Here is a 26565-nt window from a genome sequence, read left to right as displayed (position 1 = left end):
GCAACCTATACGTGCAATCACGAGGGATGCGCGGATGGTCGAGCTGAGCGGAGATCAGGGAGGCGGGGCGCCGGGGGGCGCATCGCGTTCGCCTCCGACCGAACTGCTATCGGTCCAGTACCTGCGCGCCGCCGCAGCCCTGGGCGTCGTCGTCTGGCACGCCCAGGGCCAGATGGGCCTCAAGGAAACCACCGTCCTCCAGGCCGGGATCGAGATCTTCTTCGTGATCAGCGGCTATGTGATGTGGCTGATCCTGTCGCGGCGTCCGGTCTCCCCGGCGACCTTCCTGAAGAAGCGGCTGATCCGGGTCGTGCCCCTCTACTGGGTCCTGACCAGCCTGATGGTCGGCCTGCTTCTGGTCGCGCCGCAGCTGTTGCAGAGCGCCCGGTTCGACCCCGCCCACATCATCGCCTCCTATCTGTTCGTCGCCTGGCCCAATCCGGCCGAGGGCGCAGGGCTGAAGCCCGTGATGATCCCCGGCTGGACCCTGAACTATGAGATGTTCTTCTACCTCGCCCTCGCCGCGACCCTGCCGCTGGCGGCGCGAAGACGCGCCCCTATCCTTTTGGGATTCCTTGGAATTCTGGGCGCAGCCTCACTGCTGCCCCTGCCGCCCATCGCCCATTTCTACGCCTCGCCTTTCATGCTGGAGTTCGCGCTCGGCATCCTGCTGGCGCTCGGTCTGGAGCGGCTGCCCGAGCGGTGGAAACGTCAGGGGCCCTACGGCTTCGTCACCGGCTGCTCGCTGTTGTTCATCGGCGGCCTGCTGATCGATCCGCAGAACCATGCCCGCCTGATCGCCTTCGCCCTGCCCGCGACCCTGCTGATCGGGGGACTGGTCTGCTGGGAGACGCACGGCCGGCTGCCGGTCCTGCCCTGGCTCAAGCGCATCGGCGACGCCTCCTACCCCCTCTATATGATCCATCCGGTTCTGCTCTCGGCCATGGCCCAGGGCTGGCGTGCCGCGGGCCTGACCGCCCTGTCGCCCTGGCTGTTCGTGGCGGCAGGGGTGGTTGTGACCTCCCTCGCCGGCTGGGCCCTGCACGTCACCCTCGAACGCCCCCTGCTGGCCGCTTTCAGCCCCGCCCGAAAGACGGTCGGCAGATCCACGACACCACCCCTGATTGTTTCGCAGCGTTCCCGACCATGACCTCCTATCCTCTTCGCGACGTCCTGACCGGCCCCGACGGCCGCCCGGTCTCCGAGCGACGCCGACGCACCCGGCGGCCCGTGCGCCCCTCTATGCGGTTCATCCGGGTGTCGCTGGGCATGATCAACCGGCTGGTGATGGTCGCCGACGCCGGGATGATCCTCGGCGTCACCCTGGTTTTCTGGCTGATGGGCGCGCCCCATCCCGCGCCCCTGTCCCTGCTGCAGATCCTGATCGCCGCCGCCGTCGGCGCCGCCGTCTTCGTCGCCGTGGTCCAGATCTGGGGCGGCTATCGGGTCGAGCGGTATCATCGGGTGCGGTCGCAGGGGCTGGACATCGCGCTGGGACTGATCGCCGCGACCGCGACAGACCGGCTGGTCGTCTGGGCCTTCGCCCCGGCGGCGCTCAACTCCAACCACTGGCTTCTGGTCTGGCTGCTCGGCGTCCTCGCCGGGCTGAGCCTGGGCCGCATCGGATCGGCCATGGGCATCGATATCCTGCGCCGTCAGGGCCTGCTGCGTCGCCGCGTCGCCGTGGTCGGCGCGACCCCGCTGGCGGGCGAGGTCATCCGCAATGTGCGCCAACCCGAGTGGCACAGGGAGTTCGAACTGGTCGGCCTGTTCGACGACGCCTCCCCCTCGCCCGTGGTCGGCCGGATCACAGATTTGCGCGCCCTGGCCCAGACCAGCCGCATCGACCTGATCGTCCTGGCCCTGCCGTGGAGCCAGTCGGACCGGATCTTCGCGCTGGGCGACCAGCTGCAGTGGATTTCCGCCGACGTCGTCACGCCGCTGGAGCGGCCCGGCTTCCTGACCCGCTCCAGCCTCCTGACCCAGGTTGCCGGCCTGCCCGCCTTGCAGCTGACCCGCCACCCGTTCCGGGGCACGCAGGGACTGGTGAAGACGGCACAGGATTACGCCGTCGCGACGATCGGCCTGATCGCCGTCTCGCCGATCCTGATCGGGGCGGCGGCGGCGCTGAAAGTCTCTGGCGGCGGCCCCGTCCTGTTCCGACAGGACCGGATCGGCTTCAACGGCCGCCCCTTCAGCATCTACAAATTCCGGACCATGACTGTGGACGCCGCCGACGACGGCGCGGGCGGACAGGTGCGTGACAATCCCCGCATCACCCGGCTGGGCGCCCTGCTGCGCCGGACCTCGATCGACGAACTGCCCCAACTGCTCAACGTCCTGCGCGGCGAGATGTCGATCGTCGGCCCCCGCCCCCATGTCGCGGGCATGCGCGTCGGAAGCGGCGCCTATTCCGAGGCCGTTCGCAGCTATGCCGCCCGTCATCAGATCAAGCCTGGCATCACCGGCTGGGCCCAGATCAACGGCATGCGCGGCGGGATCGATACCCTGGAAAAGGCTGAACGCGGCGTCGATCTCGACCTTCACTATATGCGCAACTGGTCGCTACAGCTGGATCTCAGGATCATGATCAAGACCCTGACCCTGCATATGGCCGGGCCGAAGGTGTTCTAAGCCACCACCCCAGCGCCAGCACCGTCGCCAGCTCGCCCGGCGACAGGACCACCGACACGATCGACGACACGACGATCAGGAACAGGGCGTAGTCGAACAGGGCCCGCTCCAGCGTCCCGCCCCGGCGCGCCCCCTCCCACGCCTGCCGCACGGCCCAAAGGTGCAGGGCCAGCATCAGACCCGCGCCGACCAGCCCGTATTCGAACACCACCCCCAGCCAGCCGAGGTCGGACGGGAAGAAGAAGGGCGTGCCGACGATGTCGCCCATCGTCACCCCGCCGATCCGGGTCGCCGAGCCCACGCCCGTAATCCAGCGCCAGGGCTGGTCGTTGAGGAAACGCAGCGCCGCCTCGGCCTCGGTCTGGCGCATGGTCAGGGAGCCGCCCAGCCCCTCGGTCGCCGCCCCACCCTGCAGCCACAGAAGCGCGGGGATCAGGATTGCGAACCCGCCCGCCGCCAGAGCGATCAGGGCCGGCCCGCGCCACCGGCCGAGGCTGAGGGCCGCGCCCAGAACCAGCACCAGCCCCGTTCCCGCGATCTGGGCCCGCTGTTTGTAGATACAGACCATGGCCAGCAGGCCCAGACCGATCAGCACCGGCTTCCAGACCACGGGCCGCGCCCAGAACGACCGGTTCAGGACGAACAGGCCCAGCACGCCGAACATCATCGGGGCATTGATCCGGCGGCCACGCTCAAGGTCCGTCAGAAAGACCTTGGTCGTCTCGATGGTGCCGTTGAACGCCTCGTCGGGCGCGAGGAACCACGCCCCGACCAGAAAGGCGAAGGTCACCGCGCAGAGGATCATCACCGCCCGCGACAGCTCACGCCCCGACGGCCTGAGCAGATTGAGCGCCGCCGCCCCGGCCAGCGCCCCGCTCAGGGGCCAGATCTTCACCGTCGAGGCCACCGCCCCGAGGACGTCATTTCCCAGCTGGCCCATGCTGATGAAGGGGACGAGGGCCAGCAGCCAGGCCAGGGCGGCCAGCAGCAGCGGCTGATAGCCCGGCTTCAGCCTCGCAGCCGCGATCAGGGTCAGCGGCAGAACCAGAACGGGCCAGACCTTGGACAGGCCATAGAGGACCGGCGCGTCGATGACGTACTGAAACAGGCCCGCAAACATCGGCAGGGTCAGGACCAGCAGGGCCGTGCGTCCCCATGCGGCGGGCCAGACCGGATGCCGGGGCTGCTCCCGAACAAGACCCAGCACTCGTCCGCGCGGGTGCGCGCTCACGCCGGCGAGGGCCCCGCCCCGCTCCACGTCCTCAGCCGCTCCTTGAGGGCGATCCACAGGATGGGGGCGGACTCGATGAAGACCCGGCGGAAATGGCCGCGCGGGTGCTGGGCCAGCCGCCACGCCCACTCCAGCGTCGCCGCCCGCACCCAATACGGCGCCCGCTTCACCCGCCCGGTCAGGAAGTTGAGCGCGCTGCCGACGCACAGACCGACACCGGTGATCCCCTCCATCTGCGCCAGCCGCATCGCCAGCATCTCGCTCTGCGGCGCTCCGGCGATCAGAAAGACATAGCGGGCCGGATGGTCGCGCACGAAACGCAGGCATTGCTCCACCTCCTCAGGATCGCGCCAGAAGCCGATCGACGGGGTGAAGCGGGCGATGCGGCTCAGGCCGAAGCGGGACCGCAGCAGCGCCTCGACCTCCGCATCGCCGCCGATCAGGGTCAGGCGCGCATCCCCGGGCACCCCGAGTTCGAACAGGCGCGCGGTCAGGTCGCTGCCCGCCGCCAGCGGGAAGTCCCGCCCGAACAGGCCCAGCGACAACAGCCTCAGGATCCGGCTGTCGTTCAGCACCATCCAGGCCGCACCCTGCGGTCCGCGAAACCGGGTCTCGCCCGAATAGGCGGCGACCACATGCTGGGCGTTGGGCGTGACCACGAAGGCGAAGGGCGCGGTCTCTGGCCGGTCGGCGACCGCCCGGGTCGCGGCCTCCAGCGTCAGGGGCGTGAAGGCCACGCCGAGAAAGCGGCGACGGGGGAGAAGGTCGCTCATCGCACCCCCTCCAGACTGTTGGTGTAGGAGATGTTGCGGCTGAACGGCAGCATCCGGTTGACGTACTGGTCGATCCACAGATTAACCTCGGCGACGCGGCTACGCGGCACGAAGACAATGTCCTCCGACGCCAGCGTCAGGCTCTCGCCCGGCGCGCCGCTGGAGACGAAGCGGCGCATGTCGACGGTTCTCAGCATGGGCGGCCCGTCCGGTCTCTGGCGGATGATCACTACCTGATCCATGCGGCTCTCGGGGCTGAAGCCCCCGGCCAGCATCACTGCCTCCAGCGTCGAGGCCCGCGCTGGCAGGGGATAGACGCCCGGCCGCGACACCGCCCCGCCGACGATGATCCGCGCCGCCCGGGCCTCGGTCACCGACAGGGTCACGACCGGATGGCGCAGGCGGGGTTCGGCGGCCGCGGCGACGGCGGTCTGAAGCTCGGCGGCCGTGCGGTTCTGGGCCTCGACCCTGCCCGTGGCCTTCAGGCTGATGAAGCCGTCGGGCTCGACTGCCGCCTCTTGGGCCATCTCCGGCGTCATCAGGAAGTCGACCTTCAGCCGGTCGCCGACGCCGAGCCGATAGACGGGCGCCGCCTCGCTCCACGGCGCGAAGCCCTGTGGCTCCCGCTCGACGGGTCGGATGTCCTGGGTGGTCCCGCAAGCCGCCAAACTCGCAAGAACGGGGAGCGCCAGCGGAAGAAGCCGTTTCAAAGCCATCGGTAGATCGCCTCCGGAATGTGTTTGCGTCGCCCGGTGAAGACGAAGCCCAGCAGGTCGCCGCCCGCCGCCAGCACCGCCTCGCGCATCCGCAAGGCCACGGGTCCCCGCGTGCGTTCGGCCGCCACCAGCATCACCGTGGCGTCGACCAGCGGATGCAGACGACGCGCATCAGGCGCCTCGACGTCGGCGCGGCCGACCACCACGACCCGGCCGAAGGCGCCGCGCAGGACCTCCATCAAGGTCTCGGGCGCGGCCTCGACGGCGGTGACGCCGCCGACGATGTTCAGACTTTCCGCCTCCCCCGTCGCGACCCACAGGCCCGGCAGGCTGGAGCGGGCCACGTCCAGATGATGGGCTGCGATCGGCAGGCGGCGCAGGGTCGTCGCCGAGGCCTTGCGCCGGTAGTGGTCCGCCGCATCCAGATCCAGCAGCAGCACGGCTTCGCGCCGCCCCGAGGTCGCCAACGCCTGGGCCAGGGCCAGGCCGATGCGGCTCTTCTGCGGTCCCTCGCCGACGATCTGGACGACCCGCGCGGGCCGGCCGTCGACACCTTCGGTCAGGAGGGACGCCAGCCGCCGCACCGCCGTCTGTCCCTCGGGCGAGCCGGGATCAGCCGCCTCGCTCTCGAAGATCATCAGCCCGGGCAGGCGCAGCGCCCCCTCGGCCTCGTCCGGGGTGACGAAGGTCTGGCGCAGCACGACGGCGAGGGTCACCGCCACCGCCGCCGCCGCCAGACCGGCGAACAGACCCGCCAGCACCAGAGCCGGCCTCAGCTCCCGTCCGGCCATCGGCGCCGTCGGCGGCTGGACGATGCGCAGCGTCGTATTGTGATCGTCGACCGCCTGATCCTCCAGCGAGGAGCCCGCGCGGCTGACCAGAAGGGTGCGATAGATGGTCTCCGACGCGCTGCGGCTGCGCTCCAGATCGTGCAGTCGCATCTCGGCCTGGGCCAGGTCGCGCACCCGCGCCTCGGCCGCCGCCACCTGCCCCGCCAGCTCCGCCGACTGCCGCGTCAGGGCCGCCTGTTCGACGGTCAGGGCCGCGCGGCGCTGGGCCAGCATGTCGGTGACCGGATTGCGCACCGTGCGGTCGCTGGAGCGGATGTCCTGGGCGTTCTCGACGATCTGGGCCTGGGCGGCCGCGATCTTGGCGTCCAGCTCGACCAGACCGGGCCAGTCGGGGGCGTATTGTCCTGCCACATGGGCCCGCTCCTGCCGCAGCCTCAGCAGGGTGTTCCTCGCCTCGTCATTGGGCGTCGAATTGGTGCGTTCCTGACTGTCCAGAACCCGATCGGACGTCGCCGCCAGCGTCCGCCCTGTGGCCGCCAGCTCGGCCCGGACCACGCCCAGCCGTTCGCGCGTCTGGGCCGCCCTCTGGCTCAGCCCGTCCAGCCGGTCGGACGCCAGCCGGATGTCGGTCTCGACGTCCAGCACGCCATGGTCGGCGCGCACCGTCTGGATGTCCGCCTCGGTCGCTTTCAGGTCGGCGACATAGCGGTCGATCTCCTGATCCTGCCGCGCCCGCGCCCCGTTGACATAGAGTCCCGCTCGCCGCGCCACATAGCCGTCGACCACAGCCTGAACCGCCCGCAGCGCCCGCGCCCGGTCCGGGTCGGCGAAGGCCACGCGCAGGATATTGGTGCCGGGATCGACCTCGACCTTCAGGGCCTTCGAGAACCTCGCCATGGCCCGCGCAGAAGGTCGGGTGGTCCCGTCGGTCGCCTCCAGCGCCGCGCGGATCACCGGCTCGCTGTGCAGGATCCGGGCGTCGGACTGGAGCACCCGCTGCACCGCCTCCGCCCCCTGAAAGGCCTGGGGTCCGTTCAACCCTTCCTGCGCCGCCTCGGTCGCCCCGACGCGCAGCAGCAGCAGGCTCTCGGCCGTGAATTTCGGCGGTGTCACGACTGCGACGACCAAGCCCAGAGCCAGCCCGCCGGCCAGACAGGCCAGCACCAGCCGTCCCTCACGGAACAGATGGGTCAGGCCATCACGCAGGGACCAGGCGCCGCGCACGGCCGACGTCGGCCCCACGCCCGCCTGCACGGCACAAGCCTGCGCGGCGCCCTCTTCCGTCCACGTTCCAGCCGCTGCGACCAAGACCCAACCCCGGATCGTCGCCCGGTTGCGGACGACTCATTTATACACGTTTGGGTAGCATCAAGAAGGTAAACGAGTTGCATCCAGCCGCCGGAGCCTGTGCCCGTGACCGCGACCGCCCTTCCCGTCCTCACCCGAGCCCGGGTCCATGTCGTCCTGTCGCTGGGCGCGCGGGCTCTGGAGGCGGCGGCCAAGTTCGGCCTCTACGCCCTGGCGGCCCGGGCGCTGGGCGGGCACGACGCGGGCCGGTTCTTCCTCGCGCTCAGCGTCGTCCACATCGTCTCGACGGTGGCCCGGCTGGGGCTGGAGCGCCCCCTGACCCGCCATGTCGCGGCCGAGCTGGCCGTCGGCGATGGGGCGGCGGCCGCACGCGCCATCCTGACCGGGTCAGCGGCCATCTGCATGGCCAGCGCGGCGGCGGGAGCCCTGCTCTTCCTCGCGGCCCCCATCGTCGCCCAGGACCTGCTGCGCCAGCCGGACATGATCGGGGTGCTGAGGCTGGCCGCCCTGATCATCCCGCTCCAGAACCTCGCCTACGCCCTCGCCTATGCCCTGATCGGGCTGGAGCGCGGCGCGGCGGGGCAGATGGTCATGAACGCCCTGGCCCCGGCGCTCAGCCTGACGGCCCTGATGCTGGGCGCGGGCGACCTGACCCGGCTGCTGATCGCCTATGCCACCGCCTTCGGGGTCTGCGTCCTGCTCGGCCTCGCCTGCGTCCTTCGCGAACGGAGGCGGCTGACCACCCCGCCGGACTGGGCCCCACCCTTACAGCCTCTGCCCAGCCTGTGGCACGGCGCACGCCCCCTGCTGGTGGTCGAGGTGTCGCAGGCGAGTCTGCTCAGCCTGCCGGTCCTGATCCTCGGCGCCCTGGCCGATCCGGTCTCGGTCAGCGTCTTCAGCCTCGCCAGCCGCCTGTCCATGCTGGTGACCACGGTGGTGCTCAGCCTCGGCGTCCTCTCGGCCCCGGCTTTCGCCCGCTGCTACCGGCTGGCTGACTGGCCCTCGCTGAAGGCTGCCGTGCGCCATAACCGTCGCCTGACGCTGGCCTTCTGCCTGCCCCTGATCGCGGCCATGGCGATCGGCGCCGCTCCCGTTCTCGGCCTGCTCGATGTCGAGGCGACGCGCGGCGTCCCGGTCCTGCTGATCCTGCTTTGCGGCCAGCTGGTCTTCTGCGTGCTGCCTTCGCGCGACGTCCTGCTGGCCATGGCCGGAGAGGGCCGGATCCTGCGTCGGCTCAGCCTGTGGCAGCTGGTCTCCTGCACAGTGCTCTGCTTCGCCGCCATTCCAGTGTGGGGCGCGGTCGGGGCGGCCCTGGCCAGCGCGACCATCTGGATCGGCGGCGCCCTCGCCCTCGCCGTCACGGCTCGACGCAGGCTGCCGCAGGTGTAAATCTGGCGTCATGACAGACGCCCCGACACCTTCCCAACTCATCGACGGCCGGATCGCGGCGCTGGGCGACTGGCGTGGCGAGACCCTCGCCCGCTGCCGTGCCCTGATCCTCGAGGCCGATCCCGAAGTCACCGAGGATTGGAAATGGCGCGGCGTTCCCGTCTGGTATCGCGACGGCATGATCTGCACCGGCGAGACCTACAAGGCCGTCGTCAAGCTGACCTTCGCCAAGGGCGCCGCCCTGCCCGACCCCAAGGGCCTGTTCAACTCCAGCCTCGACGGCAACGTCCGCCGCGCCATAGACATTCCCGAGGGCGCGACCATCGACGGCGAGGCCCTGAAGGCCTTGGTCCGCGCGGCCATCGCCCTGAACCAGTCGAAGCCGGCGAAGAAGAAGTAGTCACCGCTCGAACGGCGGCGTCTCTTCGCGGTGCACGGCCAGCACATTGCAGAAGTCGGCGGGCGGCGCCGGGATCTCGCCGAACGCCCCGTCCTTCAGGCGGAAGAAGCGGTAGTCCGCCTCCGCCAGCATGTCCCAGGTCTCGCTCGCCGCGCCCGAGGCCCCGCCGGCGTTGATCCAGGCGTTGCATTCGAAGATCACCGCCGGCCGCATCCGGCTCAGCGTCCGGCTGGCCCCGGCGATGACCATGGGCTCGGCGCCCTCGACATCGATCTTGATCAGGTCGATGCGCCACAGGTTCTCGCACGCAACCAGACTGTCCAGCGTCAGGGTCCGTACCGTCTCGCCGTCGGTCGTCGCCGCATTGGCGATCAGGGAGAAGGCCTGGGGGTCGTCGCCCAGCGGCACATGGTGCAGCACCGCCTCCCCGTCCCGGTCCGAGGCCGCCAGCTTGAGCGGCTTCGCCCACGGATAGGCGTTCATCGCCAGATTGGACGTCAGATGCCCGAACGCAGCCTCGCCCGGCTCCAGCGCCAGCACCCGCCCCGTCGGCCCGACCAGCCGCGCCGCCTTCAGGGCGTAGAGGCCGATATTGGCCCCCACATCGATGAAGACGTCGCCGGCCCGCAGCAGCCGCTCCAGTTCGCGCAGTTCCGGCTCGACCCAGTCGCGCAGCAGGAAGGCGGTGATGGAGGTGTATTTCAGGTCCGCCGGGGTGCGCATCCGCTCTCCGCCCTTCGGCGTCAGATCAAAGGCCGCGCCCCGGCCCATGGCCACCGTCGCGGCCAGCACCCCCGCCCGGGCCAGCACCCGCGCGGGCTCGGCCCGGAACGCCGGTTGCGAGGTCAGTTTCCGCACGCGTCGCATCAGGCTCATCGGGCGCTCACAAGATCGGACGGGGCCTGAGAGGCCACCGGGGTTGAAGACGTGGCTTGAAGAGCGGCTTGCACCTCGGCCAGCCGCCGGGGCGTCATGCAGATCATGTTTTCGCTGTCCGTATGGCCGCGCGTGAAGCCTCGCCCTTCCGGCCTGACCTCGATATAGCCGAGCGAGGCCAGCATCGGCGCCAGCGTCGGATTGTCGTGAAATCGCTCGACCATCAGCACGGGCTCGTTGGCGATCAGGGTGAAGGCGCCGCCGGCCAGGACCTCGTGCTCCAGCCCCTCGACATCGATCTTGATGAAGGTCGGTTTCAGGTCGAAGGAATCGAGGGTGCGTGTCTCGCACTCCGCCTCCTCGACGGTCAGCCTGTCGGGGTCGAAGCCGTAGAGCGTCTCCGGCGACAGATAGGCCCGCGCCGCCTCTGCCGAGAAGGTCGCCAGCCCGTCATAGGCGAAGCCGCCGTAGCGCGGCGTATAGAGGGTGCGCCATTCGGCCCGCCGCCCGAGGCCCACATTGACCAGCCGCACGCCTTCCCGCCCACCAAACCGGGCCAGAAGCCAGCGGAACATGGCCGGGTTGGGCTCGAACGACACGATCGCTGCGTCCGGCCGCACGCGCTTCAGCGAAAGGATGCTCTGACCCCGGTTGGCGCCGACGTCGATGAACAGATCGTCCGCCCGCACCGGCAACCGACCCACCAGGGCGAAGTCGCGGTCATGCAGCAGTCCGAAGGTCGAACGCGACCAGTGGTAGAACCGGTTCTTGGCCTCCCTCAGCCCCGGGAACCAGTTCTGCGCTGTCCTGATGGCCTTCCGGTACATGACGCCCCCTCTTGATGAAGCGACCGTACACGCGGAAGTTTAACTATAGGTTGTATACAAACGCACAGAACGAGCGCGTTCGAAAGAACGCGGCCTGAGGGAATGTCAGAAAGACCGGGCGAACCCGGCAGGGGTCAGCCGACCTCGGCCAGCTCCGGGACGCGGACGACTTCACGCCAGCTCTGCGGATTGGCCAGCAGGGCGCGGACCAGCAGGTTGTTGACGGCGTGACCGGCCTTGTAGCCTTCGTAGCGGCCCAGCAGGGGCGCGCCGAGAACGTACAGGTCGCCGATGGCGTCCAGGGCCTTGTGACGGACGAACTCGCGTTCCATCCGCAGGCCGCCGGGGTTCAGGATCTCGTCGCCGTCGATGACGACCGCGTTTTCCAGCGAACCGCCACGGGCCAGACCGGCCATGCGCAGGGCCTCGACCTCATGGGCGAAGCCGAAGGTGCGGGCGGCCATGATCTCGGTGCGGAAGGTTTCCTCGTCGACGACGAAGTCCACGACCTGGTTGCCGATGACAGCGTTGTCGAAATCGATCTCGAACCGCATCTCGTAGCGGTCGCAGGGCAGCAGGGCCGCGGTCTTGTCGCCTTCCGTGACGCGGATCGGCTCCAGGATCTCGATATAGCGGACCGGGGTCGACTGGCGGCGGAAGCCGGCGCGATCCAGCAGCTGGACGAACTGCAGCGCCGAACCGTCCAGGATCGGCAGTTCCGGCCCGTCGACCTCGACCACGGCGTTGGAGATGCCCAGGGCGGCGAAGGCGGCCATCAGGTGCTCGATCGTCGACAGGCGAACGCCCTCGGCGTTCTCGATCATGGTGTTCAGGCGGGCGTCGATGACGGCGTCGCCCGAGACCGGGATGCGGTTGTCGCGGTCGGTGATGTCGGTGCGGACGAAAACGATGCCCACGCCCGGCGCGGCCGGACGGATGGCCAGACGCACGCGCTCACCGGTGTGAACGCCGACGCCCGCGATAATGGCGGGTGCGACGATCGTCCGTTCGCGATGATCATGGCGTGGCGGCAAAGGCGGTGTCTCGTTTCGGAAAAGGCCCCGGCCCGGACGCAGACGGTCCGGGTCGTTGATCTGTCTAACGGACGACCCTCAAGCGGAAAACGAAACTCGGGTTTCGGATTGTTTCCGTGGTTAACAGAACGCTGAAATGCAGAACGCCCCGGATTTCCCGGGGCGTTCGCAGAACTCAATCGCTTTTGGGGGCGGCCTTTCAGTTGGCCAAACGCCTCAGGAAGGACGGGATTTCAAGGTCGTCCTCGGCGGCCGGTTGAGGCTCGGGCATCGGCTGGGCCGAGGCGTTCGAGCGCATCTGCGGCGCGGGCTGCTGCACATAGGTGGGCTGCGGACGGGCCGGCTTCTTCGAACCGAACAGGCTCCAGCCGCTCTTGCGGTGATCGCGGTCGTCATAGGCCGGTTCGGCGTAGTCGGGCTCAGCGGCCGGTTGCGAGCGCTCCATATAGAGGTCGCCCTGATCGGCCGGCGTGGCGGCGGCCGGACGGCGGCCGCGGTCGGATTCGAACTCCTCGACCCACGGATCGACGATCGGCGCCAAGGTGCGTTCTTCGGCGACGTGATGGATCACCGGCTCCGGGGCATGGACGACGGGAGCCGGCTCAGGCGCGCGCGCGGCGACGGTCGAGGCAGTCGGAGCTACGGCCGAAGCCGTCGACTGAAAGCTGGGAACGACGGGGGCCGGCTCGGGCGCACGATAGGCCTCGGACCGGACAGGCTCGCGGACCGGTTCACGAACGGGTTCGTGGCGGACCGGCTCGGCGCGGCTGGCGGCGTAGGGCGCAGCCGGACGACGGGTGTCGGCGAAGGTCGGGGCGGCGGTCGGCTCGATGCGCGCGGCGACGCCCTCGTCCATGCCGGTGGCCACGACCGAAACGCGGATCTTGCCGTCCAGGGCCGGATCGAAGGCCGCGCCGAAGATGATGTTGGCGTCGCCGTCCACCTCGGCCGAGATGGCGTTGGCGGCCTCGTCGACTTCCAGCAGGGTCATGTCCAGACCGCCGGTGATGTTGACCAGAACGGCCTTGGCGCCCTTCAGGCTGGTCTCGTCCAGCAGGGGGTTGGCGATGGCGTTCTGGGCGGCCAGCAGGGCGCGATCGTCGCCGGTGGCCTCGCCCGTGCCCATCATCGCCTTGCCCATTTCGGACATGACGGCGCGGACGTCGGCGAAGTCGAGGTTGATCAGGCCCGGCAGGATCATCAGGTCGGTGATCGAGCGCACGCCCGAGTGCAGGACCTGGTCGGCCATGCCGAAGGCGTCGGCGAAGGTGGTCCGCTCATTGGCGACGCGGAACAGGTTCTGGTTCGGGATGACAATCAGGGTGTCGACGTAGCGTTGCAGCTCGGCGATGCCCGCATCGGCCAGACGCATGCGGTGACGGCCTTCGAAGGTGAAGGGCTTGGTCACGACGCCGACGGTCAGGATGCCGCGGTCGCGGGCGCATTTGGCGATGATCGGCGCGGCGCCGGTGCCGGTGCCGCCGCCCATGCCGGCGGTAATGAAGACCATGTGCGCGCCGTCCAGGTGCGCGTGGATCTCGTCGGCGCTCTCCTCGGCGGCGTTCATGCCGACTTCGGGGTGGGCGCCGGCGCCGAGGCCCTGGGTGATGGTCTCACCCAGCTGGATACGGCGATCGGTCTTGGCGAAACTCAGGTGCTGGGCGTCGGTGTTGGCGACGACGAACTCGACCCCTTCAAGGCCGGCGTCGATCATGTTGTTGACCGCGTTACCGCCTGCGCCGCCGACGCCGAAGACGACGATCCGGGGCTTCAGTTCCGTGGCCTGCGGCCGCACCAGCGAGAGAGTAGACATAATTCTGTTTCCGACCTTCCGACCCTGCCCCCTGAACGGCCACTGCGAAATCCCCGCCGATTCGCAGTGGTTAACGGGCCCGTTAAGGAAACACCCGTCACCGTTAAGAGAAGGTTACCGACTAGCGTGAGTCGGGTGGCCGTCGAACGATTTCGTTAACCTGAGCCGCAGGAAGGACGGGGATAATCGTCATTTCTCCCCCTTCAGGCGAGCTTCGCCGCCCGGTCGTCAGGCAAAGAAAAGGCCGGCGGACCCAGGGTCCGCCGGCCTCTCTTTCAGTCTCTCGAAGAGGCTTAGAAGCTCTTCGACACGTTCACGAAGACCGTGCGGCCAACGAAGTCGTAGCCCGAGTAGATCGGCGAGTTGCCGATGCCGCCCGTCCAGTAACCCGACCCGGACGGCGGGTTGGTGTTGAACAGGTTGCGGGCGCCCACGGTGACCGTGATGTCCTTGTCAGCCCACTGCATCGACGCATTGTGGAGGTAGTAGTCGCTGAGGCTCGAGTTGATGCCGTTGGCGGCGAGGCTCGTACCGCCGTTCTGGGCAGCGTAGAGGCCTTCGTCGGACACCGCCGAAACCCACTCGACGCCGTAGCGGACGCGCCACTTGTCGCGAGCGTAGCTCACGTCGAACTGGGCGGTGTACTCCGGGTCGTTCAGGCTGCCGATGACGTCATAGGTCGGGTCCGTCGGGAACAGCTTGGAGTAGCGTTCCAGGAACTGCGTAACCGCCAGGTTGGCCGTGACGCGGCCACCGAAGACTTCGCTCTTGGTGTAGCGAGCGTTGTAGTCGATGCCCTTCACCTGGTTCGTGGCGATGTTCACGTAACCGTTGATGACGGTCAGAGCACGGGTCGCCGGGTCGCGGCTGACGAAGGCGCAATAACCGGCCTTGGCGGCGAAGTCGGCCGTCGGCGAGTTATAGCACTGCGACAGGATGTAGGCGGTGCTGACGTTGGCGACCGAGTTGTCCAGCTTGATCTCGTAGTAGTCCACCGCGAACGACAGACGACCCAGAGCTTCCGGGATCGGCGGAGTGATGACCAGACCGCCCGTGAAGTTGGTCGAGGTTTCAGCCGAGAGGCCCGCGGCGGCGCCGCCAGCGGTCAGCTGACGAACGCTGGACGTCTGGGTGAAGCCAACCGGCAGACCTTGCGAGGCGCAGTTTGCGGCCCGGTTCGGGTTGACGGTCGGAGCTTCGTAGTTGTTGCAGACGTCGTTGGAGCTGGCCAGGAAGCCGGCGGTGGCGCCCAGGAACTGCTCGAACAGCGCCGGGGCGCGGTACGAGGTGCCGTAGGTGGCGCGGAACAGCAGCCAGTCGGTCGGCGAGTAGTTCAGGCCGAGCTTGTAGGTGGTGTCGTCGCCGTACGAGTCATAGTCGGTCCAGCGGGCCGACGCCGACAGCGTCAGATCGTGGGCGAAAGGCAGGTCAGCCAGCAGCGGAACCTCGATTTCGCCGAAGATCTCCCGCACCGCATCCTTACCGCGCGTGATGGCGGCAGTGGAGAAGTTGTAGGTGTTGGCGTTCTGCGAATCCAGGCCGGGGGTGTCGTCGATGTCAGCCCTGCGGTACTCGGCGCCCAGGAAGAAGCGCAGGTCGCCGGCCGGCAGGGTGAACAGCGAACCGTCGATGCCGCCGCTGAAGACCGTCTCGGTGTATTCCGTGGTGCCGATGACCGGACGCAGGACGTTGTTGAGCCAGTTCTGGGGCAGCTTGCCGCCGATGGTGTCGTTGTTCAGGAACGGAGCCGGAACGCAGCGGGCCAGCGGGTTCGTCAGGTTGACGGCGCAGGTCACGGTGACGGCGCCGGCCGGACCGTTGCCCGAACGGGTCAGGGTCGAGTCGAAACCGGCCGGAGCGGCGACGACGTTCAGCGAGTCGATCAGCTGCGACGTCAGGAACTGCTGGTACATGTACTCCGACTTGGAGCGCGTGTAGCTGGCGTAGGTGTCATAGTGCCAGTCGCGGAACGGCAGATCGCCGCGGACGCCGAGGGTTTGCTTGCCGAAATCGACCTGTTGGGTCGCTTCATACAGACCGAAGCCGATGAAGGCGCGAGCCTGGACGTTGCGACCGCCGTTGAGGCCCTGGTCGACCGACATCGCGCCACCGGCGGCGATGTTCGAGGGGATCAGCAGGCTGCCGACGGCGTAGTCGAGCGTCAGCTGACGGTAGTCGAGCTGCGAGGACTCACGACGGTTGAACAGGGTTTCCGAGTAGATTTCGGCCGAACCGAGGTGAGCCGTGGCGCCCAGGAAGGCGGTCGTGGTGGTGACCGGCGAGAACAGGGTCGCGTCCAGCATGCGCGGGTCGTAGGTGTCGCGGATGTCGGTGCTCAGGCCGGTGCCGCCGACGCCTTCGAAGCCGACCAGACCGGTGGTCACGGCCGAGTTCGGACGGAAGCGGTTGTAGGTGCCCAGAACGCCGGGGGCCGGGGTGCCGGTCGCGCCGATGGCCGCCCGGTTGGCCATGCCGAGGGTGTTGATCGTGACGCCGCCGTTGTCGATCGAGAAGCACTTCGACTTGCCGGTCAGCGGGTCGATGGTGTCCGTGCCGTCGGTGAAGCCTTGCGTCGGGCAGCGCGCGAACTCGCGGTCGCCGACCAGGGTCGCTTCACTGTCGTAGCGCTCGACCGAAGCGATCAGGCTCAGGTTGTCGAACTGGTGACCAGCCGAGATCGAGATCCGCGACTTGTCGCCGTTGCCGTTGGCGTCGGTGGTCGCGTTGTACTGACCTTCGACGACGAAGCCTTCCAGGTTGTCCTGGGTGACGATGTTGATAACGCCGGCGACGGCGTCCGAGCCGTAGATCGACGAGGCGCCGTCCTTCAGGACTTCGACGCGGGCGATCAGGGCCGAGGGCAGGACGTTCAGGTCAGCCGAGCCGACCGAACCGCGCGAACCGGCCGGAGCGACGCGGCGGCCGTTCAGCAGCAGCAGGGTGCGGGTCGGGCCAAGGCCCCGCAGGCCGATGGTGTTGGCGCCGGGGCCGCCGTTGGTGACGAAGCCGGTGTAGAGGTTGTTGATCTGCGAGGTGCCGCCCGTGATCTGGTTGCTCTGCAGCAGCTCGGTCGTCGAGGCCAGACCCTGCAGGGTGGCTTCGTCCTTGGTCACGACGGTGACCGGCGACGGCGAGTTGTACACGCCGCGGATGCGCGAACCGGTGACGGTGACTTCCTGCACTTCGGTCGCGGTTTGGTCTTGCGACGAGGAGGACGACGACGACGAGGTCGACGAGGTCGACGTCGTTTGGGCGAACGACGGCGCCGCGGAAGCGATAACGCCCGCGATGATCGTCGTGCCGAAGAGGTAGTTGCGAAGCAGCATGTGGATAGGCCCCAACCGTTAAAACAGAACCGCAACCCGAGGAGAGTCGGCTTACGAGTTGTCATCGGGATTAGAGGAAAACAGCGCTCCCGCAAGCATTGCGACCGCAATACGGCTACTGCGCGGAACTTCTGTTACAAAGGGGACACAGTCTTGCCACGGGAGTGCGACGGTCCATCCACTGATTTTTAAAAGTTTTTTGCGTTTGCGAACGGCGGTCTGTCACACTTGGGCGACGGACGGGCGTTAATGGCGACCGCCCCGCGTTCCGCGAACGGCGGCGCGGCCACAATCTCGCCGCGTGAGAGGCAGGCGCGGATGCGCCTCCGGGGCGGAGACTCAGAGGTTTTCGCGCAGCCAGCCGGCGGCCCGGGCGACGATATTGCCACGGTGGACCTTGGGCGCGTCGGCGGCGGTGATCTGGCGCGACATCAGCTTGCGGGCCGAGACGGCTTCGCGCGGGCCATAGGCGGCGCGCAGCAGGACGCCCGCCGAGGAGCAGAAGGCCGGGCCCGAGGCGGCGTCGGCCAGGTGGGGCGCGCGCTGGGGCCGGCCCAGACGCACCGGACGGTCGAACACCCGGATGGCCAGTTCGCGCACGCCGTTCAGCTGGCTGGCGCCGCCGGTCAGGACGATGCTTGCGCCGGGATCCAGCGCCACGCCCGCATTGCGGAGGCGATCGCGCAGCAGCTCCAGCGTCTCTTCCACGCGCGGGGCGATCACGGTCTTGAGCATGGCGCGGGGCACGATGACGGGGCCGGCGGCCGGATCCTCGCCGCGCGGCGGGGCTTCCAGCATCTCGCGGTCCTCATTGGCCGAGGCCATGGCCGAGCCGTGCAGGGTCTTGAGCCGTTCGGCGCCCGCCTTGGACGTCGACAGGCCGCGCGCAATATCGGCGGTGACGTGATCGCCACCGACGTTGACGGATTCGATGTGCAGCAGGGACCGGCCGCTCCAGACCGCGGCGCTGGTCGAGCCGCCGCCCATGTCGATGCAGACGCAACCCAGATCCATCTCGTCCTCCTCGAGGGCGGCGAGGGACGACACGACCGGCGCGGCGGCGACGCCCTGCAGGTCGAGGTGGGCCAGCTCCAGACAGTGGCTCAGCGACGCGAAGGCGCTTTCGGCCATGGACACGACCAGCAGGTCGAGGCCCAGCGAGCCGCCGCGCATCGAGCGCGGGTCGTGCACGCCGCGCGCCCCGTCCACCGACCAGGCGATGGGCAGGACGTGGATCGGGCGGCGGTTGGGCAGGCGGATCTGGGCCAGGGCCATGCCGATGGCGCGGGCCAGGTCGGCGTCGCCGATAGGATGGGCGCCGACCGACACCCGGGCCTGAACCCGGTGGCTGGCCATCTGGCCGATGGCGGTGGAGACGATGACGCCGGACACGGGGGCGCCCGAGGCGCGCTCGGCGCGCTCGACCGCATGGCCGATGGCTTGCGCCGCCTCGTCCATATTGATGATGGAGCCGCCCTTCACGCCCTTGGACTGGACATGGCTGGCGCCGGCGACGCGGATGGTGCGGTCGGCGTGGCGCACGCCGTCGGGCTTCATGATGAAGCAGGCGACCTTGGACTGGCCCAGGTCCAGCGCGGCCACGACCGGCGCGCGGTTGGCCTTGGCGGCCTCGGCCACAGCGTCGTTCTTGCGTCCGGTCATCGTCCCTGCCCTACCCTGTACTCAGACGTCGTCTTCGGCCGGAGCCGCAGTTTGCACGGCAGCAACCGTACGACCCGGGCGCACGGCGACGGAATCCTCGGCGCGCAGGTCCACGCGCGAGAAGCCGAGGTCCAGCAGCCGCTCGCGCTGATCCAGCGCGTCCAGACGGATCAGGGCCGAATCCAGCCCCATGGCCGGAAGCATGATGAGGCTGCCGTCCTTGAGCCTCAGGTCCCAGCGGCGCTCGTCGACGCGAACCAGCGCGTCGATCCGGCCCATCAGGCGTGGACGCTGGGCCAGCAGCGGCAGCAGCTCGGCGGCGGCGACATCGGCGCCCTTGCCCACCACCAGCGGCAGGGCCGGATAGCGGCCGGCGTCGGCGCCGGGGATGGTCTTGCCGTGGCTGTCGATGACGTAGTTCTGGCCGCCGGTCTGCCAGACGGCCAGACGGTCGTGCTCCTTGACCTCGATGATCAGGGTGTCGGGCAGCAGGCGCACGACGCGCGCCTCCTCGACCCAGCCCACGCCCTGCACCCGGTCGCGCATGGCGGCCAGGTCGAGGCTGGTGATCGGCTGGCCGGCGTGAACGTCCAGGGCCGCGCGGATCGCGGGCGTGGCCTCGGCCGAGGCGCCGGTGATGTGGACGCGGCGCAGCGACAGACCCATGCCGGTCGCCAGGCTGTCCATGCCGCGGCCCATCGAGGCGCCGATGCGCTCGGCGCGAGCGCCCGTGGCCAGGACCGCGCCCAGGACGCAGACACCGGCGACGATGGAGATGACGACTGCGCGGGGCGACAGATCCAGCTTGCCGACGGCGGCGAACTTGCCGGCGACGACGGGAGCGTTACGGGCCCCGCGCTGACCGCCCTTCTTCGCAGAAGGAGACGCGCCACGCTTCGGAGCCGAATTCGAAATCTGTCGCCGGCCGCCGCGTACTACCGCGGGCATGAGGCGTCCTCCACGATCCACCGGACAAGGTCTTGATAGGACATCCCGACGTAGGCGGCCTGCTCTGGCACCAGAGAGGTCGGCGTCATGCCGGGCTGCGTATTGACCTCCAGAAAGACCAATTCGTCCTTAACATCGTCATAACGGAAGTCAGATCGCGAAACCCCCTGGCAACCCATGGCGGCGTGGGCCAGCTCGGCCTGCCGCAGGGCCTTCTCGAACACGTGCGGCGGCAAAACCGCAGGCAATTCATGGGTGGAGCCGCCCGGGGCGTACTTCGCTTCGTAGTCGTAGAAGCCTTTCGTCGGGGTGATGTCGGTCACGGTCAGGGCGCGCGGGCCCGACTTTTCCCCAACAACGGCGACGCAGAGCTCCTTGCCGGGGATGTAGGGCTCGACCATCACCGTCTCGCCATAGGTCCAGCTGTCCTCGCCGACCTCGGCGACCGGACGGTTGGCGCCCTCGCGCACCAGAAAGACCCCGACCGAGGAGCCCTCGGCGTTCGGCTTGATCACATAGGGGGGCGGAATGACATGCTCGCGCGCCACCTGATGCCGGTCATAGAGGCCGCCGCCGGGCACGGCGACGCCCGCGGCCCTCAACACGGCCTTGGACTTGTTCTTGTCCATCGCCAGGGCCGAGGCCAGGACGCCGGAGTGGGTATAGGGAATGCCCAGGGTTTCCAGCACGCCCTGGACACAACCGTCCTCGCCCCAGGCGCCGTGCAGGGCGTTGAAGACGACGTCGGGCTTGAGCGCGGTCAGGACGGCGGCCAGATCGCGGCCCGCGTCGACGCGGCTGACCTTGGCCACCTGCCCTTCCAGGGCGTCGGCGCAGCCCTTGCCCGAGACCAGCGACACCTCGCGCTCGGCCGACAGCCCGCCCAGAAGGACGGCGACGTGCAATTCGGAAAAGGGTTTGGACGACGACATGGAGCGCTCCGGGAGGTCTGACCTCAATGACCGAAACGTCCTTAACACCTCGTCAATGAAGACGACGCGAACGAGGCCAAAGGCCAAAAGTTAGATGCCGCCGCCGTTCCCCACCTCCGTCATCCTCGGGCTCGTCCCGAGGACCCACGGTTCGACAAAATCGGAAAGCGACGGCGAACGCCGAAGCGTCACCACACGCGGGCAACGGCCACCACGCGAACTACCGCGACCTGCAATTCCCTCCTGAGCGGACGTGCCGGATGGCAGCTAAGGGTGGTTAGCAGCCTTTGAAACCGTGAAACGAAAGATAGATCACCCGCAGCGGCGCTCCGGCATGACGAATCCCAAGGGTTCCCCATTCTCACTCGTCGCAGTGAGCCGAAAATCTGCATCGAGGATCAACACGGTAGGCCCCTGCGCCATGTTCGCTCGCGGAAGGTTTAGCTCCTGCTCATAGCCTCGAGCCATGTAAATGTAGGCGCAATCACCGGCTCGGACTTCTTTGTTCCAGTGGCCTTGGTTGCCCCAAGCCAGAATGAAAGCCTTGCTGGTTTCCCCTGAGGCAAGGCGGATGAGTTCGCCGTTTACCTGCGTTGCGACCTCAGACCCGGTCTCATTGCGCAGAGATATGCGGGTGCTCGGTGAGCAAGATGTTAGTGCCGTTAGGAACATTCCGGCGGCCAAGCTAGCGAGGAACGTTCGTTTCATAAGGCGATGATGCGCGAGCGGGTCGATGTCCGCAATGGGTCGTAAGCCGACCTTACCATCTAGCGGACCTCAGCCCTCCGCCATCCGTCGGTAGCCGCCCGAGGATGACGGATCAGGCCGGCCGCCCGATCCGCTTGATTTCCCAGTCCAGCTGGACGCCGGTCTTGGCCAGGACGTCGGCGCGCACGGCCTCGCCCAGACCCTCGATGTCGGCGGCGGTCGCCTCGCCGGGGTTGATCATGAAGTTGGAGTGCAGGTCCGAGAACATGGCCCCTCCCCCGGTCACGGCGTGCAGCTTGCCGCGCCAGCCCGCCTCGTCGACCAGCTTCCACGACGAATGGCCGGGCGGGTTCTTGAAGGTGGAGCCGCCGGTCTTCTCGCGGATCGGCTGGGTCGTCTCGCGGCGCGAGGTGATCTCGGCGATGCGGGCCGAGACGGCCTCAGGCGCGTCTGGCGCGCCGCGATAGACGGCCTCGATCCAGATGATGTCGGCGGGCGCCTCGGAGTGGCGGTAGGTGTAGCCGAAGTCGGCCAGCGTATAGTCGACCCGCGCCCCGGCCCGCGTCAGGCCCCAGGCGGAGACGAGGATGTCCTTGGTCTCCGAGCCATAGCAGCCGGCGTTCATGGTCAGGGCGCCGCCGATGGTCCCCGGAATGCCTGCATAGAACTCCAGCCCGGCCAGCCCGGCCTTGGCCGAAGCCTTGGCGACCATGGCGTCCAGCGCCCCGGCCCCGGCGGTGATGGTCTCGCCCTCGGTCGTCACGCCCGCGAACGGACGGCCCGCCAGACGGATGACCACGCCCTCGACCCCGCCGTCGCGCACGATGACGTTGGAGCCCACGCCCAGCACCAGAACCGGCACGGCGGCGTCGAGACCCTTGAGGAAGTCGGCCAGATCGTCGGCGTCCGCCGGGATGAACAGGACCTCGGCCGCCCCGCCCACCCGGAACCAGGTGAAGGGCCCCAGCGGCTCGTCGCGCAGCAGCTTGCCGCGCACGGAAGGAAGGGTGTCTCGCCAGTCGCTCATCGGCCTGCGATGCCCGCTCGGGCTCGCCAAGGCAAGAGGTCAGAGATCATGCGGCGGGTTGGTCATCCGCCGGATAGGGGAAGTAGAGCTGGTTGCCGTCGGGATCGGTGACGATCATCAGCGGATAACCCCAATGGCCGTCCTCGACTGACACCCCGCGCCGTTCGAACTCGGCCCGCGTCGCCGACAGCAGGTCGAGATCCAGCGAGACGAAGATCAGCCCGCCGCCCACCTTGTCCGGCCATTGCGACGACAGGATCAGCTCGCACTCCTGACGGCTCACCTGAACGATCAGCCGCCCGCCGTCCTCGTCGTAGCGCCAGTCCTCGCGAAACCCGAGCTGCCCCCGATAGAAGGCCACCGACCGCTCGATGTCCGCGACGAACAGGACCGGGCGGGAGTACCAGTCGGTCACCCTACCCCAGCGCTTCCAGCTGCGCCGGCAGGGCGTAGGCCCAGCTGGTGATGTCGCCGGCGCCCAGCAGGACCACGACGTCGCCCGCAGAAGTGGCCTCGGCGACGATGCGCGGCAGGGCGGTGACGCTGTCCAGAGCCGAGACCTGGCGGTGGCCGTAGCGGCGCACGCCGTCGACCAGGGCGTTCTTGTCCACGCCCTCGATCGGGGCCTCGCCCGCAGGATAGACGTCGGCGATCAGAACCACGTCGGCGTCCGAGAAGCTGGTCGAGAACTCCTCCATCAGATCGCGCAGCCGGGTGTAGCGGTGCGGCTGCATGACCGCGACGACCTTGCCCTCGGTCACCTGACGCGCGGCCTTCAGGACGGCGGCGATCTCGACCGGGTGGTGGCCATAGTCGTCGACGATGCGCACGCCGTTGACGACCCCCGTGGTGGTGAAGCGGCGCTTGACCCCGCCGAAGCCTGCCAGACCCGACTTGATCGCCTCGTCCGAGACGTCCAGCTCGCGCGCCACGGCGATGGCGGCCAGCGCGTTGGAGACATTGTGCCAGCCGGCCATGGGCAGGTGCAGCCCCTCGATCCGGGTCGGCTCGACGCTCGGATCGCGCGACTGGAAGACCACGTCGAAGCGGCAGCCGTCCGGCCCCATCTCGCAGCCCTCGGCCCGCACCATCGCCTGCGGGTTCAGCCCGTAGGTGACCAGGCGCCGGTTATCGATCGAGGCCACCAGACGCTGGACCTCGGGGTGGTCGAGGCAGACAGCGGCGAAGCCGTAGAAGGGGATGTTCTCGACGAAGTCCACGAAGGCGGCCCGCACCTTGTCGAAGTCGCCGTAGTGGTCGAGGTGTTCGGGGTCGATATTGGTGACGATGGCCACCGTCGACTTCAGGCGCAGGAAACTGCCGTCCGACTCGTCCGCCTCGACCACGATCCAGTCGCCGTCGCCGACCTTGGCGTTGGTGCCATAGGCGTTGATGATCCCGCCGTTGACCACCGTCGGGTCGAAACCCGCCGCGTCCAGCAGGGCCGCGACCATCGAGGTGGTGGTCGTCTTGCCGTGGGTGCCGCCGACCGCGATCGAGAACTGCAGCCGCATCAGCTCGGCCAGCATCTCGGCCCGGCGGACCAGCGGGATGCGGCGCTCGCGAGCCGTCATCATCTCCGGGTTGGTCGCCTTGACCGCCGTCGAATAGACCACGGCCGAGACGCCCTCGGTCACATGGGCGGCGTCATGGCCGATGAAGATCTTCGCGCCCAGCTTCTCCAGCCGCTCGGTGTTGGCGCTGGATTTCGCATCCGAGCCCTGAACCGAATAGCCGATCTTGAGCATGATCTCGGCGATGCCGCTCATGCCGATACCGCCGATGCCGACGAAGTGGACGGGACCGAGGTCGAACGGGACGGGGCGAAGGCGAGCGATCATGCCAGCGGATTAGCAAGGGTCGGATCGGAATGCACCTCCCCCTGCCCTCCAGAACTGTGGGCATGAAAAAACCCGCCGGAGCGAACTCCGGCGGGCTGATCATTTGGCGAGGAAGGCGCGCCCTAGTGGGCCACGTTCTTCCAGATGCGGCGGTAGCTGACATAGGTCACGCCGGCGAACAGGGCCAGGAAGGCCAGCACGCCCAGACCCGCCTGCTTGCGCTCGATCGCGTGGGGCTCGGACGCCCAGGCGATATAGGCGGCGACGTCCTTGGCCATCTGGTCCTTGGTGGCCTTGGTGCCGTCGTCGTAGGTGACCAGACCGTCCTGGGCCAGCGGCGGGGGCATGGCGATGAAGCCGCCCGGAGGGGTCGCCGCGCCTTCCGGCATGAAGGGCTTCAGGTCGCCCGACATATAGGCGTTGTAGTGCTGGGTGTTGGTCATCTTCAGACCCGCCGGCGGCGTGTGATAGCCGGTCAGGATCGAATAGATGTAGTCGGCGCCGCCGTGGCGGGCCTTGGCCATCACCGACAGGTCGGGCGGAGCCGCCCCGCCGTTGGCCGCCGCGGCCGCAGTATGGTTCGGATAGGGCGACGGGAAGGCGTCGGCGGCGATGCCGGGACGCTGGATCGGCTCGCCCGTCTCATTGTCGATGTCCGCGACCTGGACCTCGGCCGCCAGCGCCTTGACGTAGCGGTTCTCGGCCGGGTTGGCGGCGTGCGGGTCATAGAAGGGCCCGCCCTTCTCGCCCAGGGTCCGGAAATGCATCAGGCTCATCGAGTGGCAGGCCGAGCAGACCTCCCGATAGACCTTGTAGCCGCGCTGCAGCTGGCCCTGATCGAAGGTGCCGAACGGACCCTCGAACGAGAAGCCCCCGTCACGCAGGTGGTGGGCGCCGCCCTCGGCCAGGGCCGGGGCCGCAGCCGTGGTCAGGCCGGCGAAGGCCGCGACGGCGATCAGGGTTTTACGGATGGAAATCGTCATCGCGATCAGCCCTTCTTCTCGGCCTGGGCCGGAGCCGCAGGGGTCATGGCGTCCGAACCGCCCAGCACGGGCTCGGAGATGGAGGCCGGGATCGGCAGCGGCGTCTCCTTCAGTCCCACCAGCGGCAGGATGATGAAGAAGAAGGCGAAGTAGTAGGCCGTCAGCAGGCGCGTCAGCCACAGGTAGGAGTTCAGGTCGCCGTCGATCAGGTTGAACGTCGTCATGTTCGGGATGACGTGGCTGTCGGGCAGCTGCCCGCCGCACCAGCCGAGGCCGAGGCCCACCAGGCAGAAGACCACAAAGAAGGTCCGCATCGTCGGGCGATAGCGCATCGAGCGCACCTTGGACGTATCCAGCCAGGGCAGGATGAACAGCACGCCGATGGCGCCGAACATCGCCACCACGCCGCCGAACTTGTCCGGGATGGCGCGCAGGATCGCGTAGAAGGGCAGCATGTACCACTCGGGCACGATGTGCGCCGGGGTCTGCAGCGGGTTGGCCGGGATGTAGTTGTCGGCGTGGCCCAGGGCGTCCGGCATGAAGAAGACGAACAGCGAGAACAGCATCAGGAACAGGATCAGGGCGAAGCCGTCCTTGACCGTGTAGTACGGGTGGAAAGGCACCATGTCCTTCTTCTCCCGATCCTTGGGGATCAGGATGCCGACCGGGTTGTTCTGGCCCGAGGTGTGCAGCGCCCACAGGTGCAGCACCACCACGCCGAAGATCACGAACGGCAGCAGATAGTGAAGCGAGAAGAAGCGGTTCAGCGTCGCATTGTCGATGCCCGGACCGCCGCGCAACCAGATCAGGATCGGCTCGCCGATCAGCGGGATCGCCCCGATCAGGTTGGTGATGACCTCGGCGCCCCAGTAGGACATCTGGCCCCACGGCAGGACGTAGCCCAGGAAGGCCGTGGCGATCATCAGGAAGAAGATCACGCAGCCCAGGATCCAGATCATCTCCCGCGGCGCCTTGTACGACCCGTAATAGAGACCGCGCAGCATGTGGATGTAGACCGCCATGAAGAACATCGACGCGCCGTTGGCGTGGACGAAACGGATCAGCCAGCCGCCGTTCACGTCGCGCATGATGCGCTCGACCGAGGCGAAGGCCAGGGCGGTGTTTGGCGTATAGTGCATGGCCAGGACGATGCCGGTGATGATCTGGATCATCAGGCAGACCGTCAGGATGCCGCCGAAGGTGTACCAGTAGTTCAGGTTCTTCGGGGTGGGCAGCGACAGATAGTCGGCGCCGAAACGGACGATCGGCAGGCGGGCGTCGAGCCACTTCTCGATGCCGGTCTTGGGGACGTAGGTGGATTCGTGATCGCTCATGGTCTGGTCTGG

General features: G+C 68.3%; 21 protein-coding genes. 4 read left to right on the top strand and 17 right to left on the bottom strand.

Going from position 1 to position 26565, the window contains the following annotated elements; translation table 11 throughout:
- Positions 1-34 precede the first annotated feature (34 nt).
- A complete protein-coding gene (locus AC07U0_RS15705; RefSeq protein ID WP_494720909.1) occupies positions 35-1150 on the top strand; it encodes an acyltransferase family protein in 1116 nt (371 codons plus the stop codon).
- Entirely contained in the window at positions 1147-2634 is a 1488-nt protein-coding gene (locus tag AC07U0_RS15700; RefSeq protein WP_494720908.1) for an exopolysaccharide biosynthesis polyprenyl glycosylphosphotransferase, read from the top strand. Before AC07U0_RS15705 ends, AC07U0_RS15700 begins: the two co-directional genes overlap by 4 nt.
- Here the strand turns inward: AC07U0_RS15700 and AC07U0_RS15695 are convergent.
- The 4 genes from AC07U0_RS15695 to AC07U0_RS15680 are packed head-to-tail and all read right to left on the bottom strand — an operon-like array spanning position 2591 to position 7399.
- On the bottom strand, positions 2591-3865 hold the full coding sequence (locus tag AC07U0_RS15695; RefSeq protein ID WP_494720907.1) for an O-antigen ligase family protein: 1275 nt from the start codon (positions 3863-3865) through the stop codon (positions 2591-2593). The genes AC07U0_RS15700 and AC07U0_RS15695 overlap by 44 nt on opposite strands.
- Positions 3862-4638: a WecB/TagA/CpsF family glycosyltransferase gene (locus AC07U0_RS15690; RefSeq protein WP_494720906.1), complete on the bottom strand. Its 777-nt coding sequence runs from the start codon at positions 4636-4638 to the stop codon at positions 3862-3864. The genes AC07U0_RS15695 and AC07U0_RS15690 overlap by 4 nt, the downstream gene beginning before the upstream one ends.
- A complete protein-coding gene (locus AC07U0_RS15685; RefSeq protein ID WP_494720905.1) occupies positions 4635-5354 on the bottom strand; it encodes a polysaccharide biosynthesis/export family protein in 720 nt (239 codons plus the stop codon). The genes AC07U0_RS15690 and AC07U0_RS15685 overlap by 4 nt, the downstream gene beginning before the upstream one ends.
- The gene (locus AC07U0_RS15680; RefSeq protein ID WP_494720904.1) at positions 5345-7399 is read right to left on the bottom strand and encodes a GumC family protein; all 2055 of its coding nucleotides are present in this window, start codon (positions 7397-7399) and stop codon (positions 5345-5347) included. The genes AC07U0_RS15685 and AC07U0_RS15680 overlap by 10 nt, the downstream gene beginning before the upstream one ends.
- Before the next feature lie 159 nt (positions 7400-7558).
- Here AC07U0_RS15680 and AC07U0_RS15675 point away from each other — a divergent pair, with 159 nt between their 5' ends.
- Together AC07U0_RS15675 and AC07U0_RS15670 are read left to right on the top strand one after the other, a co-directional pair.
- The gene (locus AC07U0_RS15675; RefSeq protein WP_494720903.1) at positions 7559-8842 is read left to right on the top strand and encodes a lipopolysaccharide biosynthesis protein; all 1284 of its coding nucleotides are present in this window, start codon (positions 7559-7561) and stop codon (positions 8840-8842) included.
- Between the two features lie 10 nt (positions 8843-8852).
- Positions 8853-9242 (top strand): DUF1801 domain-containing protein, encoded by a 390-nt coding sequence (locus AC07U0_RS15670; protein WP_494720902.1) that lies wholly within the window; start codon positions 8853-8855, stop codon positions 9240-9242.
- On the opposite strand, the gene AC07U0_RS15665 is transcribed toward AC07U0_RS15670, so the two are convergent.
- From AC07U0_RS15665 to AC07U0_RS15605, 13 genes are all read right to left on the bottom strand, one after another.
- The gene (locus AC07U0_RS15665) at positions 9243-10118 is read right to left on the bottom strand and encodes an FkbM family methyltransferase (RefSeq protein ID WP_494720901.1); all 876 of its coding nucleotides are present in this window, start codon (positions 10116-10118) and stop codon (positions 9243-9245) included.
- Positions 10115-10945, bottom strand: coding sequence for an FkbM family methyltransferase (locus AC07U0_RS15660; RefSeq protein ID WP_494720900.1), 831 nt, complete (start codon positions 10943-10945; stop codon positions 10115-10117). The genes AC07U0_RS15665 and AC07U0_RS15660 overlap by 4 nt, the downstream gene beginning before the upstream one ends.
- 134 nt (positions 10946-11079) lie before the next feature.
- Positions 11080-11979: a UDP-3-O-acyl-N-acetylglucosamine deacetylase gene (gene lpxC / locus AC07U0_RS15655; RefSeq protein WP_494720899.1), complete on the bottom strand. Its 900-nt coding sequence runs from the start codon at positions 11977-11979 to the stop codon at positions 11080-11082.
- A gap of 199 nt (positions 11980-12178) precedes the next feature.
- Entirely contained in the window at positions 12179-13792 is a 1614-nt protein-coding gene (ftsZ, locus tag AC07U0_RS15650) for a cell division protein FtsZ (protein WP_494720898.1), read from the bottom strand.
- A gap of 293 nt (positions 13793-14085) precedes the next feature.
- Positions 14086-17118 carry a TonB-dependent receptor domain-containing protein gene (locus AC07U0_RS15645; protein ID WP_494720897.1) on the bottom strand — a complete coding sequence of 1011 codons (3033 nt, stop codon included), beginning with the start codon at positions 17116-17118 and terminating at the stop codon, positions 14086-14088.
- 339 nt (positions 17119-17457) lie between these two features.
- Positions 17458-18780 carry a cell division protein FtsA gene (gene ftsA, locus AC07U0_RS15640; protein WP_494720896.1) on the bottom strand — a complete coding sequence of 441 codons (1323 nt, stop codon included), beginning with the start codon at positions 18778-18780 and terminating at the stop codon, positions 17458-17460.
- A 21-nt stretch (positions 18781-18801) separates the two neighbouring features.
- Positions 18802-19728 carry a cell division protein FtsQ/DivIB gene (locus AC07U0_RS15635; protein ID WP_494720895.1) on the bottom strand — a complete coding sequence of 309 codons (927 nt, stop codon included), beginning with the start codon at positions 19726-19728 and terminating at the stop codon, positions 18802-18804.
- Positions 19716-20660, bottom strand: a complete 945-nt coding sequence (locus AC07U0_RS15630) for a D-alanine--D-alanine ligase (protein ID WP_492033521.1) — start codon at positions 20658-20660, stop codon at positions 19716-19718. The genes AC07U0_RS15635 and AC07U0_RS15630 overlap by 13 nt, the downstream gene beginning before the upstream one ends.
- A gap of 820 nt (positions 20661-21480) precedes the next feature.
- On the bottom strand, positions 21481-22395 hold the full coding sequence (murB, locus tag AC07U0_RS15625) for a UDP-N-acetylmuramate dehydrogenase (RefSeq protein ID WP_494720894.1): 915 nt from the start codon (positions 22393-22395) through the stop codon (positions 21481-21483).
- 46 nt (positions 22396-22441) lie between these two features.
- Positions 22442-22810 carry a glyoxalase superfamily protein gene (locus AC07U0_RS15620; protein ID WP_494720893.1) on the bottom strand — a complete coding sequence of 123 codons (369 nt, stop codon included), beginning with the start codon at positions 22808-22810 and terminating at the stop codon, positions 22442-22444.
- A 1-nt stretch (position 22811) separates the two neighbouring features.
- Positions 22812-24236 (bottom strand): UDP-N-acetylmuramate--L-alanine ligase, encoded by a 1425-nt coding sequence (gene murC / locus AC07U0_RS15615; RefSeq protein ID WP_494720892.1) that lies wholly within the window; start codon positions 24234-24236, stop codon positions 22812-22814.
- 122 nt (positions 24237-24358) lie between these two features.
- Positions 24359-25219 (bottom strand): cytochrome c1, encoded by an 861-nt coding sequence (locus tag AC07U0_RS15610; RefSeq protein WP_494720891.1) that lies wholly within the window; start codon positions 25217-25219, stop codon positions 24359-24361.
- A 5-nt stretch (positions 25220-25224) separates the two neighbouring features.
- The gene (locus AC07U0_RS15605) at positions 25225-26553 is read right to left on the bottom strand and encodes a cytochrome b (RefSeq protein WP_494720890.1); all 1329 of its coding nucleotides are present in this window, start codon (positions 26551-26553) and stop codon (positions 25225-25227) included.
- Between the last annotated feature and the right edge of the window lie 12 nt (positions 26554-26565).

The organism is Brevundimonas sp. GW821-FHT02A10, assembly GCF_059422025.1.
This window is presented reverse-complemented; position numbering and strand designations above follow the sequence as displayed.